This window comes from Pontibacter deserti (genome assembly GCF_023630255.1).
Lineage (GTDB): Bacteria > Bacteroidota > Bacteroidia > Cytophagales > Hymenobacteraceae > Pontibacter > Pontibacter deserti.
The window spans coordinates 864,852-878,020 of the sequence record NZ_JALPRS010000001.1; the positions used below are offsets into that span (position 1 = coordinate 864,852).

The 13,169-nt window shown below is 37.4% G+C and carries 12 protein-coding genes and 1 tRNA gene; 4 read left to right on the top strand and 9 right to left on the bottom strand.

The genetic code is table 11. The features are described 5' to 3' along the window. Window positions 1–335: 335 nt before the first annotated feature. From MJ612_RS03620 to MJ612_RS03635, 4 genes are all read left to right on the top strand, one after another. A complete protein-coding gene (locus MJ612_RS03620) occupies window positions 336–2,060 on the top strand; it encodes an SIR2 family protein (protein ID WP_187029532.1) in 1,725 nt (574 codons plus the stop codon). Between the two features lie 446 nt (window positions 2,061–2,506). After that, window positions 2,507–3,073: a recombinase family protein gene (locus MJ612_RS03625; RefSeq protein WP_187029534.1), complete on the top strand. Its 567-nt coding sequence runs from the start codon at window positions 2,507–2,509 to the stop codon at window positions 3,071–3,073. Between the two features lie 225 nt (window positions 3,074–3,298). Beyond that, entirely contained in the window at window positions 3,299–4,297 is a 999-nt protein-coding gene (locus tag MJ612_RS03630; RefSeq protein WP_187029536.1) for a hypothetical protein, read from the top strand. A 26-nt stretch (window positions 4,298–4,323) separates the two neighbouring features. Continuing rightward, on the top strand, window positions 4,324–4,641 hold the full coding sequence (locus tag MJ612_RS03635) for a hypothetical protein (RefSeq protein ID WP_187029538.1): 318 nt from the start codon (window positions 4,324–4,326) through the stop codon (window positions 4,639–4,641). A 219-nt stretch (window positions 4,642–4,860) separates the two neighbouring features. On the opposite strand, the gene MJ612_RS03640 is transcribed toward MJ612_RS03635, so the two are convergent. The 9 genes from MJ612_RS03640 to MJ612_RS03680 all read right to left on the bottom strand — a co-directional run bounded on the left by MJ612_RS03640 (window position 4,861) and on the right by MJ612_RS03680 (window position 13,089). Next, window positions 4,861–5,436: an SUKH-4 family immunity protein gene (locus MJ612_RS03640; RefSeq protein WP_187029540.1), complete on the bottom strand. Its 576-nt coding sequence runs from the start codon at window positions 5,434–5,436 to the stop codon at window positions 4,861–4,863. A gap of 151 nt (window positions 5,437–5,587) precedes the next feature. Beyond that, window positions 5,588–5,962 (bottom strand): mCpol domain-containing protein, encoded by a 375-nt coding sequence (locus tag MJ612_RS03645; RefSeq protein WP_187029542.1) that lies wholly within the window; start codon window positions 5,960–5,962, stop codon window positions 5,588–5,590. Then, a complete protein-coding gene (locus MJ612_RS03650) occupies window positions 5,959–6,576 on the bottom strand; it encodes a Cap15 family cyclic dinucleotide receptor domain-containing protein (protein ID WP_187029544.1) in 618 nt (205 codons plus the stop codon). The genes MJ612_RS03645 and MJ612_RS03650 overlap by 4 nt, the downstream gene beginning before the upstream one ends. Before the next feature lie 105 nt (window positions 6,577–6,681). Further along, a complete protein-coding gene (locus MJ612_RS03655; protein ID WP_187029546.1) occupies window positions 6,682–7,302 on the bottom strand; it encodes a hypothetical protein in 621 nt (206 codons plus the stop codon). A gap of 132 nt (window positions 7,303–7,434) precedes the next feature. Continuing rightward, complete coding sequence (locus MJ612_RS03660; RefSeq protein ID WP_187029548.1) at window positions 7,435–7,896, bottom strand: hypothetical protein; 462 nt, start codon at window positions 7,894–7,896, stop codon at window positions 7,435–7,437. A 443-nt stretch (window positions 7,897–8,339) separates the two neighbouring features. Next, on the bottom strand, window positions 8,340–8,879 hold the full coding sequence (locus MJ612_RS03665; protein WP_187029550.1) for a hypothetical protein: 540 nt from the start codon (window positions 8,877–8,879) through the stop codon (window positions 8,340–8,342). A 95-nt stretch (window positions 8,880–8,974) separates the two neighbouring features. Continuing rightward, a complete protein-coding gene (locus MJ612_RS03670) occupies window positions 8,975–9,349 on the bottom strand; it encodes a hypothetical protein (protein ID WP_187029552.1) in 375 nt (124 codons plus the stop codon). A 1,098-nt stretch (window positions 9,350–10,447) separates the two neighbouring features. Next, window positions 10,448–10,519, bottom strand: a tRNA-Glu gene (locus MJ612_RS03675). Between the two features lie 164 nt (window positions 10,520–10,683). Beyond that, on the bottom strand, window positions 10,684–13,089 hold the full coding sequence (locus MJ612_RS03680) for an ABC transporter permease (RefSeq protein WP_187029555.1): 2,406 nt from the start codon (window positions 13,087–13,089) through the stop codon (window positions 10,684–10,686). Between the last annotated feature and the right edge of the window lie 80 nt (window positions 13,090–13,169).

Genomic DNA, 13,169 nt, shown 5'->3' on the forward strand with positions numbered 1-13,169 from the left:
TGTAGCAGGCTTCAAAGATTGCCGAGTGCGTTCAGAAGCATCGTAAGCTTTCCAGCGGCTAATGATAGAGGTGTGCGGCATGCTGAAAGTGTTGTCTGTTTTCGTATTTGAGGTCTATAACTTTTTGTTACAAGGCCTAATGTTATATTTGCTTTATACTATATAAAGTTAAAGTATTTCTCTGTTCAGATAAAACTTTAGGGTATTTTTATGATATGTTGCTAACCTACAATAATGTCTCCTCTTGCTGTGTATGTGGCAACTTTCGTTTTAAGTCTCCGATTGGTTAGATAGTAATACATTTTTTATATTGATTTTAACATAATATTGTCAAAATGAACAATCAAATCACCTCGGTTTCTTACACTGTGTCCAGCAATAAAGGAGCTTTTGCGCTTTTAGTAGGTTCTGGAGTTTCGAGAGGTGCCGGTATTCCTACAGGTTGGGAAGTGGTAATTGACCTGATTCGCAAAATTGCTGCTATGACGAATGAAAGCTGTGAACCAAACCCTGAGAAATGGTTTATTGAAAAGTTCAGAAAGGATCCTGATTACTCTGACTTGTTAGAAAGCCTTACCAACACCCAAGCAGAACGATTGAACCTACTACGTCCATATTTTGAACCTACTGAAGATGAATTGGAAGAAGGATTAAAAAAGCCCACGATCGCTCATCGTATGATGGCTCAGTTGATTGCTAAGAGCTACATAAGAGTAGTTGTAACAACTAACTTTGATAGGCTTTTAGAAAATGCATTAAAAGACATCGGTATAGAGCCTTCCGTGATAAGCAACCCTGGACACATTGAAAATACAATGCCACTTATCCATTCCCCTATAACAATAATTAAGATAAACGGTGATTACCTTGACACAAGCTTCCTAAATATAAAAAGTGAGCTTGATCAGTACGATGGACGGCTTATGGACCTATTGGGCTATGTGTTTGAGAACTTCGGGTTGATTACTTGTGGATGGTCAGCTGCCTGGGACATTGCATTAGTACAGTCCTTGAAAACCGCTAACAAATTCAGATTCTCCAACTACTTTACTTATGTTGGTAAATCAGGAGAACATTTAGATGCTCTTGCATCCATCAGAAAAGGCCATACTATACCTATTGTTAATGCTGATACTTTTTTTACAGAGCTACATGAGAATATCGAGGCACTCGAGAACAACAATTCATCCCATCCATTAACACCCCAGATCGCTTTAGCCAGGTTAAAAAAGTATGTTGTACGCGATGAACACATTATATCTCTTCACGACTTAATCAAAGGTGAGGTAGATAGGGTTTTCGAGAACTTTGATGCCTTACCAGTTACCGTTGCGTCAAGCAAAGAAGAAATCAAAGTAAGAATAGAATATTACTTGCTGCATTGCCATACACTGTGTAGCCTGTTTGTGAACGGGATTTATTGGGGAAAAGAGCAACACCATTCAATTTGGCTTAACAGTTTGGCCCGGTTTTCATCAAGTAAGGAGCGAAGCGGAAATACAATTTGGCTAAGCCTCGAAACTCTCCCTGGACTTATTTTCTTATATAGTATAGGTCTAGCTAGCATTCTGAGTAAGGATTACAAGCTCCTGTCTAAGTTATTCTCTATGTCTGTTTATAAAAGCTATGGAGAAATAAATATTCTTGATGGCATTAGTGCTCACAATACAATTGATCCTGACACCCTTAAAAAAGCTTTAGATAACCAAAATCTGGTACCTATGTCTGAACTGTTGTTCTCTTACTTGAAACCATTCTTTAGCAGCTATATCTCACATATTCGTGATTATGAAAGCCTTTTTGATAGGTTTGAATACATGCAGGCTTTAGCGTATACTAAGAAAATGGGTAAAGGCTGGAGTCCTATTGGTCGCTTTGGCTACCGGATAATTAGAGGTGGGAAGGAGCATCCATTTGGAAAGATCCTTCATGAGGTTGAGACTAATAATGATGGAGCGAGTTTATTTTCCCCTACTTTATTTACAGATTTAGCTGATCTTAAGCAAGTAGAAGAGAGTTTTAAAGAGTACTTCAGCAAAGTGCAATATAACTTTTTCTGATTTTCCCTTGTAGTCGCGAAATCAGGTTGGATGTAAAGTTTAAGCTACCTAAGTTATTAATAGTTCTAATCAACTTTAGTGATATTTTTCAAAATAATAAGGATGCTCAAGGCAACTAGATAGATCACTTTAGCTGAATATTTCCTGCATTTAAATAGATCCAAGCTGGAATGCATTTTATGGTGCTGAGCTAATATCATGTTCCTTATGATAAATATTTGGAATTAGAAGCACCATAACAAATGACGGCAGCACAGCTTTTGAAACATTCACTATAAGTTATTTTATGTCTAGCTATAAATTTACTATCTCAAAATACCTCCGTTTTATGAGATAAAGTGATTAGATCAGAAACTACTCCTTATACTTTTTGATTCTTTCTCAAATTGCCATCTCACAAATCAAAAGCATTTTGCTATATTTGAGACGAGTTACTGAGATAAAAAATGAAGATAGGCTACGCCCGGGTATCCACCCAGGATCAAAAATTAGAATTGCAGCTTGATGCCCTTGCCCAGTACGGATGCAACCAGGTCTATAAAGAAAAAAAGTCCGGCAAAAGCAAAGAACGCCCCGAGCTCGAGAAGATGATTGCGCAGCTTCGTGCTGGCGATACGGTAGTAGTCTGGAAGCTCGACCGGCTGGGCCGCTCGCTTCGGGATTTGATTGACTTAGTAGCGGAGTTTAAGCAAAAGGGAGTAGACTTTGTTAGCCTGCAGGATGGCATCAACACAGCCACTGCTACCGGTCGCTTTACCTTTAACATCTTTGCTTCGCTAGCAGAGTTTGAGCGCGAGATCATTCGTGAGCGTACCAAAGCCGGGCTTGATGCAGCTAAAGCCAGGGGCCGGAAAGGGGGGAGGCCTCAGGGACTTTCTAAGGCTGCAGTAGAAAAAGCAAAATCAGCGCGCATCCTGTTTGACTCTGGTACCAAATCTGTAGAAGAAATAGCCAAAATTCTGCATATATCCAGAGCTACTTGCTACCGCTACCTTAAGTATTTAGGGACATAACTAACTAAAATCTGAGATAAAAATACTTCTTCTTTAACATATGAAGCTTCAATTATTGCCTACATATATAAAGCTTATATAAATTATCTATATAACTAACTTCTTTCTAACTTGATATAATGTATAAATAACTTTATAAGATTATATCCGTATCGTTCATAATTGCATTCAATATAGTTAATATTTTAATTATATAATTAACTCAAACATATAAAGAAGTTTTTTATGAAGGTGAAAGAAAAATACTCGTTTGTATGTATACTTATTTGTTTTAGCCTTCTCTTTCTAACAAACTGTTCTGAAGAAAAAGATGAATCAGCATTTAACGACATCCAACTAAAAGAAACAGAAGTTATATCTTTTAACAAAGAAGCAAATGCGCGACTAGTGCATAGTTATGGAGATATAAAATTGATTTATCAATCCTCAATTAATGCAGGCAAGGTTACTTCAAATTTAGATGTATTTGATAACGCTAAAGATAAACTTCTAGTCACTAATACAGTCACCGTAAATAAGGTAATTCCTAATTACAAATTAGGAGTTCATTATGATATTGAAAAAACAGCGAGGAAATTAAAAGATAAACTATCACAAGAACAGTGGCAAGAGGTTTTACTTGCACATGAAAGTTTTATAAAGACTATTATTAATAAAATAGATCCGGATAAATATAGATCTGATCTCATTCAATCTCTGTATTTTCATTTAGCAGTATTAAACACGATTGATAGAAGCTTTAAAGAAAATGTAGACTGTGAATGTACCCCACATCCTGGTTATTTTATTGATAAAACTACATTTTGGTGTCAGGAAGATTACTTTTTAAATGTTAATCTGTTAAATAAACACTTAAGAGAAAATAAGGACTTTGTTGTTAATCTTGGAGGCAACGATCTTATAAATTATATTCAATCTCTAAAGGACAAAAGAGAGGTAGTTTCTTTTAAGGAGATTTACTTTTTGAATAGATCTGAAGCAGAATTTAAAACCCTGATAGCCAAAAAGTATAAGTCTGACATAGTATCTTCAGAAAAGGTTAAAATGGGGGATGCGCTAGTCTTAGAATCAGATTGTTTAATGGGAAAAGGAACTGATTTAGGATGTTGTGGTAATTATTCAGGATGTTGTTGGCTAGCAACTTATGAGTGTTGGTTACATGACGTTGAATGTTGGAATTGCGATAAGTGGCATTGTGGACCAGCCTGTAAATCAGGTGTCTAATATCTATTATAATTTAGGTAAAAATTATGAAAGACAAATTGAAAATTGGCTTAGGTATAGCTTTATCACTATTCCCACTTTACAGTTTTATAACCTGGCTATATATTTATAGTACTCATAAGTATTTAGATCATAGTAATAGAGTCATAAAGTATTTAGAGTTATTTCCTGATTTCCTTCATAATGCGCAAATTATAGGAGTTATTTCTATTTCATTAGCTTTAATATCTTTAATACTTATTGGAAATAGCAATCACTTAAAGACGTTAGGATCAGTAGCTAAAATTACTTATATGGCATTCTTAGCGCTTATTTTAATCTTCAATGTGTGGAGCTTATTATAAATTATAAATTACAGTATTATCTATATTAATAGACTATTAAAGTCTTAAAGAGATAAACTAACAATTAAGTATATCCAAGTAAAGCTATTTATGGGATGTAGTATCACAAAACCCTCGTTTTCTTGAGAAATATGACTTATTAAACGCCAATGATAAGTATAGGCGTTGAACGAGGCAAAGCCGAGTATAGAGCCTGTGCCTTGTTAGCACCTATAATTCTTATTTTTGACTCTGGTAGTATTCTCTATTCCCTAATAATTGAGCAAGCTCCTGCGCCCAAAAGGTATTAGTTCTAAGCGCTTTATTGTCTACTTCTTCCATAGCCTTCTTTAATTCTTCGTACTGGCTATCCGTGAAGTCTGCGTCAAGAAAAGCGTCTTCGCCATTTACTCTAATGATTTTTTCGACAAATTTTTTGTATAGAGTTAGAAACTGAAATAATTCATTAACTGAAGAGTTCATAAATGTTGGTTCAAAGTCTTCTTCATGGTTCAAAATAATGACATGGCATTCATTTCTAAGGTCTATGCAAACAGGGTCACCTGCACCGTCAGAACCTATACTTAAAAAGTATTTATGCCTATCTTCTCCCGTCTCAAATGTGTCGAAGATGCTACTTAATACCTTTTCTGAGTCACCAGCAAAAGATAAGAATGGTGCAGCTGATGTCGGTAGTCCGACAATTGACATGAAAGCTATTGTTTCTTCATTTAACCCCTTATCAGAGAGGTCATGCATATCAAATCTGAATAGCTTTTCAGACTCCCAATCTTTTATCAGCTCTTTATAAACCATCACTTATATGTGCTAACGTTTAGTGTTTATGAAGTTGTGGCAATAGGAAAACATTGGTTTTAACTAACCACAAAAGCAAAATAGAGGTTTATGGTTGAAAGCTTAACGTCTAGCTACATTTTCATAAACACACTGTTAGGCACAGTTCTTCTTACTTTATCACTTTAAAGCTCCTCCCATCGCTATAATCGATTGCAATATTCTTTCCAACTGATTTGGCATATCTTAATGCTATATAGCAATCTCTCAAACTGTTACCAACACCTATAGAAAAAGTAAAATCAGAGTCAATCGCTCTTATGCTCTCAAGTAATTTTTTTATATCTAACAGGTTTCCTTTTGAAATAACACCATCAGCGCCTGCAAAAAGTAATACTTGCCCTGACGTCTTTAAATTCGAGGAAATTTGTTCAATAGCTTTTATTACAGATAAATTTATGACGGAAAGTTCGTCTTCATTATTATTTAAAAAACTTTGTTCAATTTTTAATCCTATGTTATCTCCGTCTATGTATATGTATGTCATTTTACAAATTTCTTTGCTTCTAAAAAGGATTTAGCATGCTTCGATTTTACTTTTTTTAGATTTAGGTTTCCTTTCGAATTATGGTTAGTCCAAAAATCGCCAAAAAACTCCTTTTCATCAACATTAAAATGTAACATCAATTCTGATGTCCCTTTTCTTATTTTATCATCTGTTGGATTGAACTCACTTTGAGAATATAAGTAAATCAACTGATTGGAGTCACTCTTGGAGTCGTGTGTAAAAGCTTCTCCGAATGAATAATTTATGTAGTTTTCAGTCAACGATGTCACATCAATTCTTAAAAAGGATTGACGAATAACAATTGCAATTTCCCCCTCGTAAATTTTATTTGTTGTAAAGTCTGTAGATGCATACTGTCCGAACCAAGTACCATTAATGTTTTCTTGATAAACTATGTATTTCACTAACGGCAATTTCCACCCAAAGCTGATATATAAAACCCAAAACAAAACCACTCCGCTTATTAAACTTGGAATTTTTACCAATCCTTCTTTACTAAATATGTTAATACCTAAGAGCTGGAAAATCAATATCCCTAGCACTGTCAGTGCAACTGTTACCTGCAAAATTCTTTCAAGAGTGCTTTTTTTCACTTATTATTAATGATTAGTTGTGGTTTGTTATAATTGTGCCTAACGTCTAGTGCAGCCGATGTGCGAGGCATAGCCAAGTATAAAAGCTTCACCTTGTTACCTGCTTTAGTTTTTTATATACTCCTCTGTTAGCCGTTCAATAAGCTCGTCAGTAGGTATAGCTTTTTTATCAAATAATGTCAGTGGCTCCCTTACTTTGGGATATTCATCCACAAATTCGATGTTTTCTATCTCTCTCAAGTTGAAGTCATTCATAATTTTCCTGAAAGACTCTTCATCTACTCCCCAAAACTTGACATACTTGGATTCAGGTATAAAAATCTCTATTAGTTTGTCTTCATCACTGTAGATTAGCCCTATATCAATGAAGGTATCCTGAACTATCTCTTTTTTAAACTCTACTAAGTCAATAAGCAATTCAATTTTGTCAAAATAGTCTCCATACCACGGTTCTTCACCTTCATATCCGAAAATTAGTGACGCTACATCTGGCAATTCTTCAGACAAACTGATTATAAGCTCCCACAATTTTGAATTATCGATATTGACTTCTGCATAGAAGTTGAAAGGCAATTGTTGCTGCTCTTCACTTTCATTGTTTTGAAGTAACTTATACCCTTGAACGATATTAGCTCTCTCTCTTTGCTTAAGAAGTTCAAGAGCGGGTGAGTTCTTTGGAACTTCATCAATTCTAGGTGCTCTTAATGTTGGAGGTAATTCTATCATTTCTATTGCAGGTAACGGTTAGGCTAAAAATCGTTGCGATCCCAAAGGGTGGCAATGATTTTTAGCCATTGTTATCGGTTATATTATTTCAAATTGACTGGAAGAGGATTTCTGTCATTTGTTCGCCTTCTATTATTTGAAAAAATTTTCAGGCCAAAGAAATTCTGGTAAATGGCGTCTAACTAAATCTGCTTGTTGTTTATAGCCTCTTTTGTCAAGCTCTCTTAAAAATACTGGCCATGGAGGAATGTTGCTTCTATAAACATTACTGGAGGAGGTAGACATTCCTCCGCCAATAGCAGATGATAAACCACCGTAGAGTGCAGTAGAAAGACCTCCATACAATGCGGTCGATAAGCCTCCATATAACGCGGTGGATAGCCCTCCATACAGTGCAGTGGATAAACCGCCATACAATGCTGTCGACATTCCGCCATATAATGCTGTTGACATTCCACCATATAGTGCCGTTGACATTCCTCCGTTAAGGGCTGTGGACATTCCTCCGTTAAGGGCGGTTGATAATCCGCCGCCTAAGGCTGTGCTTAAATTCCTTGGCCATGTCCTCATTTGAGGTATTTCTGGTTTGCTCATTTTTTGAGTTTTTAAATTTATATTACCGATAACGGCCGCGTACATAAAGCGAGCACGGCGTAGCCGCAGCTTGGCTTATGTGCAGGGTTAGGTAATGTTTCTCTTTAATTTTTTATTTTCAAAAACTAGGTTTGCAAGATACTGAGTTAGTATTAACAGAGGTATAAAGAAAGCCATTGTTACTGTTAAAATTAAGCCTTCAATTGGCATTAGACCGAAAAAAATAAGTAGCGTTGGTAATGCAAGAACTAGAATAATAGAAAGTGGATATGCAAAATAACTACTCAATCTTGCTCTACTTATAATCAGTGAAACAAGAAAAGGTACTGTGAAAAAGAGAATTGGTAAATAAAGGAACATCATACTTTTTTCACTTTATGATTGAAATATTACCTAACGGCTAGTATAATAAGTGTGCGAGGCCATCGGCCGAAGGACATTGATTATACCTTGTTAGGTGATTTAATTTTTTTTCCCTTCAAGTTGTCTTTCCAGAGTAATCTAATTGCATTGAAATAGTCAGTTTCAAAAGTTATCGTTCTGATTTCTGCTATTTCGAATTCATAATCGTAATCTTCAACTATCTTCCCATCAGCACCTATAAAATCAATAAATAAATACCTGTCTTCTAAAATCTGCTTTACTTTCCCCATCATAACAGTACCTTCTTCCGAGTCTTGAAATTCAAATAATCCAAATGTTTTTTCAATCCAATTCAGAAGTTCAAGGGTTGTACCAAAGTAAAACCCTTCTGGTAAGGTTGAAGTAGTTTTCCTTAATTTGATTACTCTTTCTACTTTTTCCTCGCTTGCTGTTCTTTCTATTTTATCAATGAATGATTTCCTTAAAATCTTGTATCCATCAATTACATAATCTACAGGAATATATTGGACTAGAATCCAGCTTTCGTTTTCAGAGATTGCTCTGCCCATTATCGGGTCTTTCCAATCTTTTAAGTAATACTTATATACCTGTCCTATCATTCTCTTTTATTTCACCTAACGGCTTGTATAAAAGGCTAACGAGGCGTAGCCGAAGTATGACTTATATACCTTGTTAGCGGCTGTAGTATTTAACTTTAATAGCTACCCCTATCTCTTCTTACAGTATCTGCAAGTATTATTTCTGTAAGTCTGTATCCTGCTTCAACATACTCTTTACTAGATGAAAAAGTGGAATCATTTTCAAACTTACCTGTTAGGTAGTATGTGTTTTCACCTGCATTTCTAAATATCAATTTCACGCTTTCTTGCTCTGCTAAATCATTCAGTTCAATACTTCCTTTTTCATGGTGCAGTATCAAAGTCTTAATTTTATTCCCTGATTTATTGATTGCAGTTACACTTACATAACCTTTTGGAATTGTTTCTAAAAGATAGTTAGCAGTAATCAAATAACCAGCAGCAAGTCCAATCAGCAAGCCTACTAATACCCATGTTACAATTCTTATCATTTTAATGATTAGTGCTTGGTTTTAACTTAATATGAACGCTAACTACCGGATAAACGACAACATACGCTTATCTGCACTATGTACGTAACTCTTACAGGCTGCTTTAGGGCTTGTAATAGGGCTGTAGTTGCGATAAGTGACTGATAAATGCATGAATGTATATGTTTAAGCTAATGTAACATTTTACCTAAGATTATCCAACTGGCTGCTGACCTTATCCTGCTTAGGATCAAATGGGTATTGATTGCGCTACTTTTACTGCTACAATGGCCTATTCATGCATGGATTTAGCTTAGCTACCCCCAAATAAATAAGCCCTGTTCAGTTGCTTTGAGATAACAGGACGTATTTACGTCCAATACTGCCATACCCTAATCAGTAAGTCCCCAACAGATTTGTAAAGCGTCAAAAGTAGCTCAATGACATAAGTTATTGCAGATGTGTATGTTACTGTTTACAATTACACAGCCTTTGATATGAGTAGCCGCGTTTATACGCGCGTAAAAACGGGTATAAGCGGATATACACAGGTAGGATATGATTCAGGCCGGGACATGCAGTCAATGCAGTGGCGTTCTTGTAGGAAGAAGTGACAAACGTTACTGTTCCGATCTTTGCCGTCACCAGGCGAACAATTCACTGAAGCAGCAGAACCAGGGCGAACGCAGGATTCTTCAGGTCAATGCAGCCCTACGGAAGAATCGCAGCATTCTCCGTCACTTAAGTCCGAAGGGCAAAACAACCGTCCCAAGACAGTACCTGGAACTGGCTGGTTTTGATTTCCATTACCTGACACAGCTATACCGAACCAAGAAAGGAAACACTTACTATTTCTGTTATGACTACGGGTATTTATTGCTTGAAGAAGAGAAGGTATTGATTGTTAGCTGGCAGCCTGATATGGAGCGGGCATAGGCTATATAACAACAGTCGGGGAGAAGCGAAATACTAAAGAAAATGCTAATTAGTAAGAGCCTGAAATAGGAGCAGAAAAGGGGAGTAACAGCAGTAAAAGTCTTTTTTGTTACTTTTCTGTTACTCTGGAAACAAAAAACCCGCTCATTTGATGAAATAAGCGGGTTTTGATGGGTTGTCGTGTAGTCCGTAGGGGAATCGAACCCCTGTTGCCAGAATGAAAATCTGAAGTCCTAACCCCTAGACGAACGGACCGTGCAATTGCTGTATTGCGGTGCAAATATAGTAGGTGGATTTTTAATAGCAAATACCTCCAATATAAAATTTTAGGATATAAGTATAAGCTGCTGCTTTTCAGTAATAAAAAATTTAGCCGCCTGGGTACGGGCGGCTAAATCTGTGATCTGTATTGACAATTTCTATTCGCTTTTTAATGAAATCACAGGGTTTGCCATAGCTGCTTTTATAGCTTGTGTACTCATAGTGAGTAATGCTATAACCAAGGTGGCGAATCCGGCTAGCAAGAAAGGAGTATGGTTAAGGGTTATGCGGTAAGTGAAGTCCTGCAGCCACGAGTTCATCAAATAGTAAGCTATCGGAACAGCAATCACAAAGGCAACCAGTACCAGCTTTATAAACTCTTTTGAGAAAAGCAGTGTGATACTAAAGATAGAAGCACCCATTACTTTCCGTATTCCTACTTCTTTGGTTCGTTGGGCAGCCATGAAAGCTACAAGACCATATAAGCCTAAACAACCTATCAGTATAGCTATACCTGCGAAAACTTTGAAAAGCGTGTTCTGCCGAATTTCGGCACTATAGAAGCGGGCAAAGGTCTCATCTAAAAATTCATAGTTAAATACATCATCCGGGTATGCTTTATACCAGGTTTTTTCGAGATGTTTTATAGCAGCTTCTGTATTGTTTAGGTCTACTTTAGCAGCCAAATGGAAGTACCCGTTGCTCAACGTCGTCATGATAGATGGGGCAATTGGCTGGTGCAGGGAGCTCTGATGAAAATCTTCTACTACACCAACTATAGGCAACTGCGGATTTGAACCTAATCCTATCTTCATACCAATAGCATCCTGTGCCGATTTAATACCCAATTTGCGGCGCATGGTTTCATTGATAACATATTCCTGAATGCTGTCACTTTTGGTATAAGAACGACCAGCTACAAACTTGATGTCGAACAGGTCGAAGTAATGCTCATCTGTATACTTTGTATTGGATTGAAAAGGCATATTCTCACTGCCGTTGTTGAAGCGGAAACTTGTTTGGGAGGTAAAGGTGGATGACGGCGAGGACAGAGCAAAACTCACATTTTGAATGGCTGGATTACTTAGCAGCTCCTGGCGATACACCATCAGTTTTTCAGCCTGGAATACCGGTAGCCTCAGCAGAATTATACCTTCTTTATCGAAACCAAGTGGCTTGTTCCTGAAATATTCCATCTGGTTACTTACTATGATGGTACAAATAATAAGTACCTGGCAAATTGTAAACTGTACCACTACCAGCGCCTGGCGTAAAGATAAGCCAGCCACTTTCTGGGTAGAGATTCGGCTGCGGAAGGCGGTGATTGGCTGGAAACGGGCAAGTATAAAGGCAGGGTATAGACCTGCAAACAAGGTAACAACTATAATCTCAAGCACCAGGAACAGCAGCAATACCGGATCATTTATTAAACTGAAAGGTATTTCCAGCTCCAGTACTTTGTTCAGGTATGGCAGGGCAAGCTCGGTAAGTATAACAGATAGTAAAGTAGCAGTCAGCGTAATGATAAAGGTTTCTCCAAGGAACTGCAGGATAATCTGCCAATAACCACTGCCCAGCACCTTGCGCATGCCTACTTCTTTGGCACGTTTTACTGCCTGGGCTGTTGCCAGGTTTATAAAGTTAATACATGCTGTAATGATCAGGAAAATACCGATAATGGCCATACCCCAGATTACCTCTTTGGATACGGTGCGCATGGCATAGTTATCCAGCCCATTCCCAAAATGTACCTCCGAAAGTGGCTGCAGGTAAAAGCTGTCGTAATCGGTCTGGTCTTCCGGAATATGCGGTTTTATTGAACGGTTAATCTTTTCACTGAATTCATTCTTCTCTGCACCATCTGGCAGCATAACAAACAGGTTTTGGTTACTTACCGTCGTATTCCAGTTATCAATATCGTAGGGCGAGAATTCCTTAACAGTTGGGTAGGAGATAAAAAGCACAAAAGGGAAATCTGTAGTAACGGGCAGGTCAGGAATAACGCCTGCTACATGCAACGTAAGTTTGTTGTTAAACTTTACGATCTGGCCCACAGCATCACCCTCCGGGAAGTATTTATCAGCCAGTGTTTTGGTAAGTATAATATTGTTTGGTTCGCTCAGAGGTTTTGTAAAATCAGCATTGCCCGTATCAAAGCTAAACATTTCGAAAAAGCCTGGCTCTACAAAAGCAATTGGTGCAGTTTCGCGAAAATGTTTGGGCGGGTTTCCATTGCGGGCCGGTACGGTTATTTGTCCTTCAATGTCGCCATATACTTGCGTAACCAGTTCTACACCCGGATTATTTTCTCGTAGTACCTTTGTTACTGGTACAGGTATAGAAGCCTGTGGCTGTATCTCTCCTTCGGCTTTAAAGTTCATGATAACGCGGTAAATGCGGTCGCCTTTGGTATGGAAGGTATCGTAGCTCAACTCATACTTAATAACCAGGAATAGCAGGATGCTGCAGGTAATACCCAGTGCCAGACCAGCGATATTAAGTATAGTATAGCTCTTGTTGCGAAGCAGCGAACGAATGGCAGTCAGGAAATAGATCTTTAACATAGTTTTAGTAATGTCAGGGTTGAAGTATAGGTAGTTTTGGTTTTTATCTGATTAGTGTAAGCCAAGCGCTGTGCCAAAAC

Excerpts from the sequence above, each read along its gene's own strand:
- MJ612_RS03635 (WP_187029538.1), top strand. The coding sequence starts at position 4,324 with ATGAAAGACAAATTGAAAATTGGCTTAGGTATAGCTTTATCACTATTC.
- MJ612_RS03630 (WP_187029536.1), top strand. The coding sequence starts at position 3,299 with ATGAAGGTGAAAGAAAAATACTCGTTTGTATGTATACTTATTTGTTTT.
- MJ612_RS03645 (WP_187029542.1), bottom strand. The coding sequence starts at position 5,962 with ATGACATACATATACATAGACGGAGATAACATAGGATTAAAAATTGAA.
- MJ612_RS03625 (WP_187029534.1), top strand. The coding sequence starts at position 2,507 with ATGAAGATAGGCTACGCCCGGGTATCCACCCAGGATCAAAAATTAGAA.
- MJ612_RS03660 (WP_187029548.1), bottom strand. The coding sequence starts at position 7,896 with ATGAGCAAACCAGAAATACCTCAAATGAGGACATGGCCAAGGAATTTA.
- MJ612_RS03665 (WP_187029550.1), bottom strand. The coding sequence starts at position 8,879 with ATGATAGGACAGGTATATAAGTATTACTTAAAAGATTGGAAAGACCCG.
- MJ612_RS03640 (WP_187029540.1), bottom strand. The coding sequence starts at position 5,436 with ATGGTTTATAAAGAGCTGATAAAAGATTGGGAGTCTGAAAAGCTATTC.
- MJ612_RS03670 (WP_187029552.1), bottom strand. The coding sequence starts at position 9,349 with ATGATAAGAATTGTAACATGGGTATTAGTAGGCTTGCTGATTGGACTT.
- MJ612_RS03680 (WP_187029555.1), bottom strand. The coding sequence starts at position 13,089 with ATGTTAAAGATCTATTTCCTGACTGCCATTCGTTCGCTGCTTCGCAAC.
- MJ612_RS03655 (WP_187029546.1), bottom strand. The coding sequence starts at position 7,302 with ATGATAGAATTACCTCCAACATTAAGAGCACCTAGAATTGATGAAGTT.
- MJ612_RS03620 (WP_187029532.1), top strand. The coding sequence starts at position 336 with ATGAACAATCAAATCACCTCGGTTTCTTACACTGTGTCCAGCAATAAA.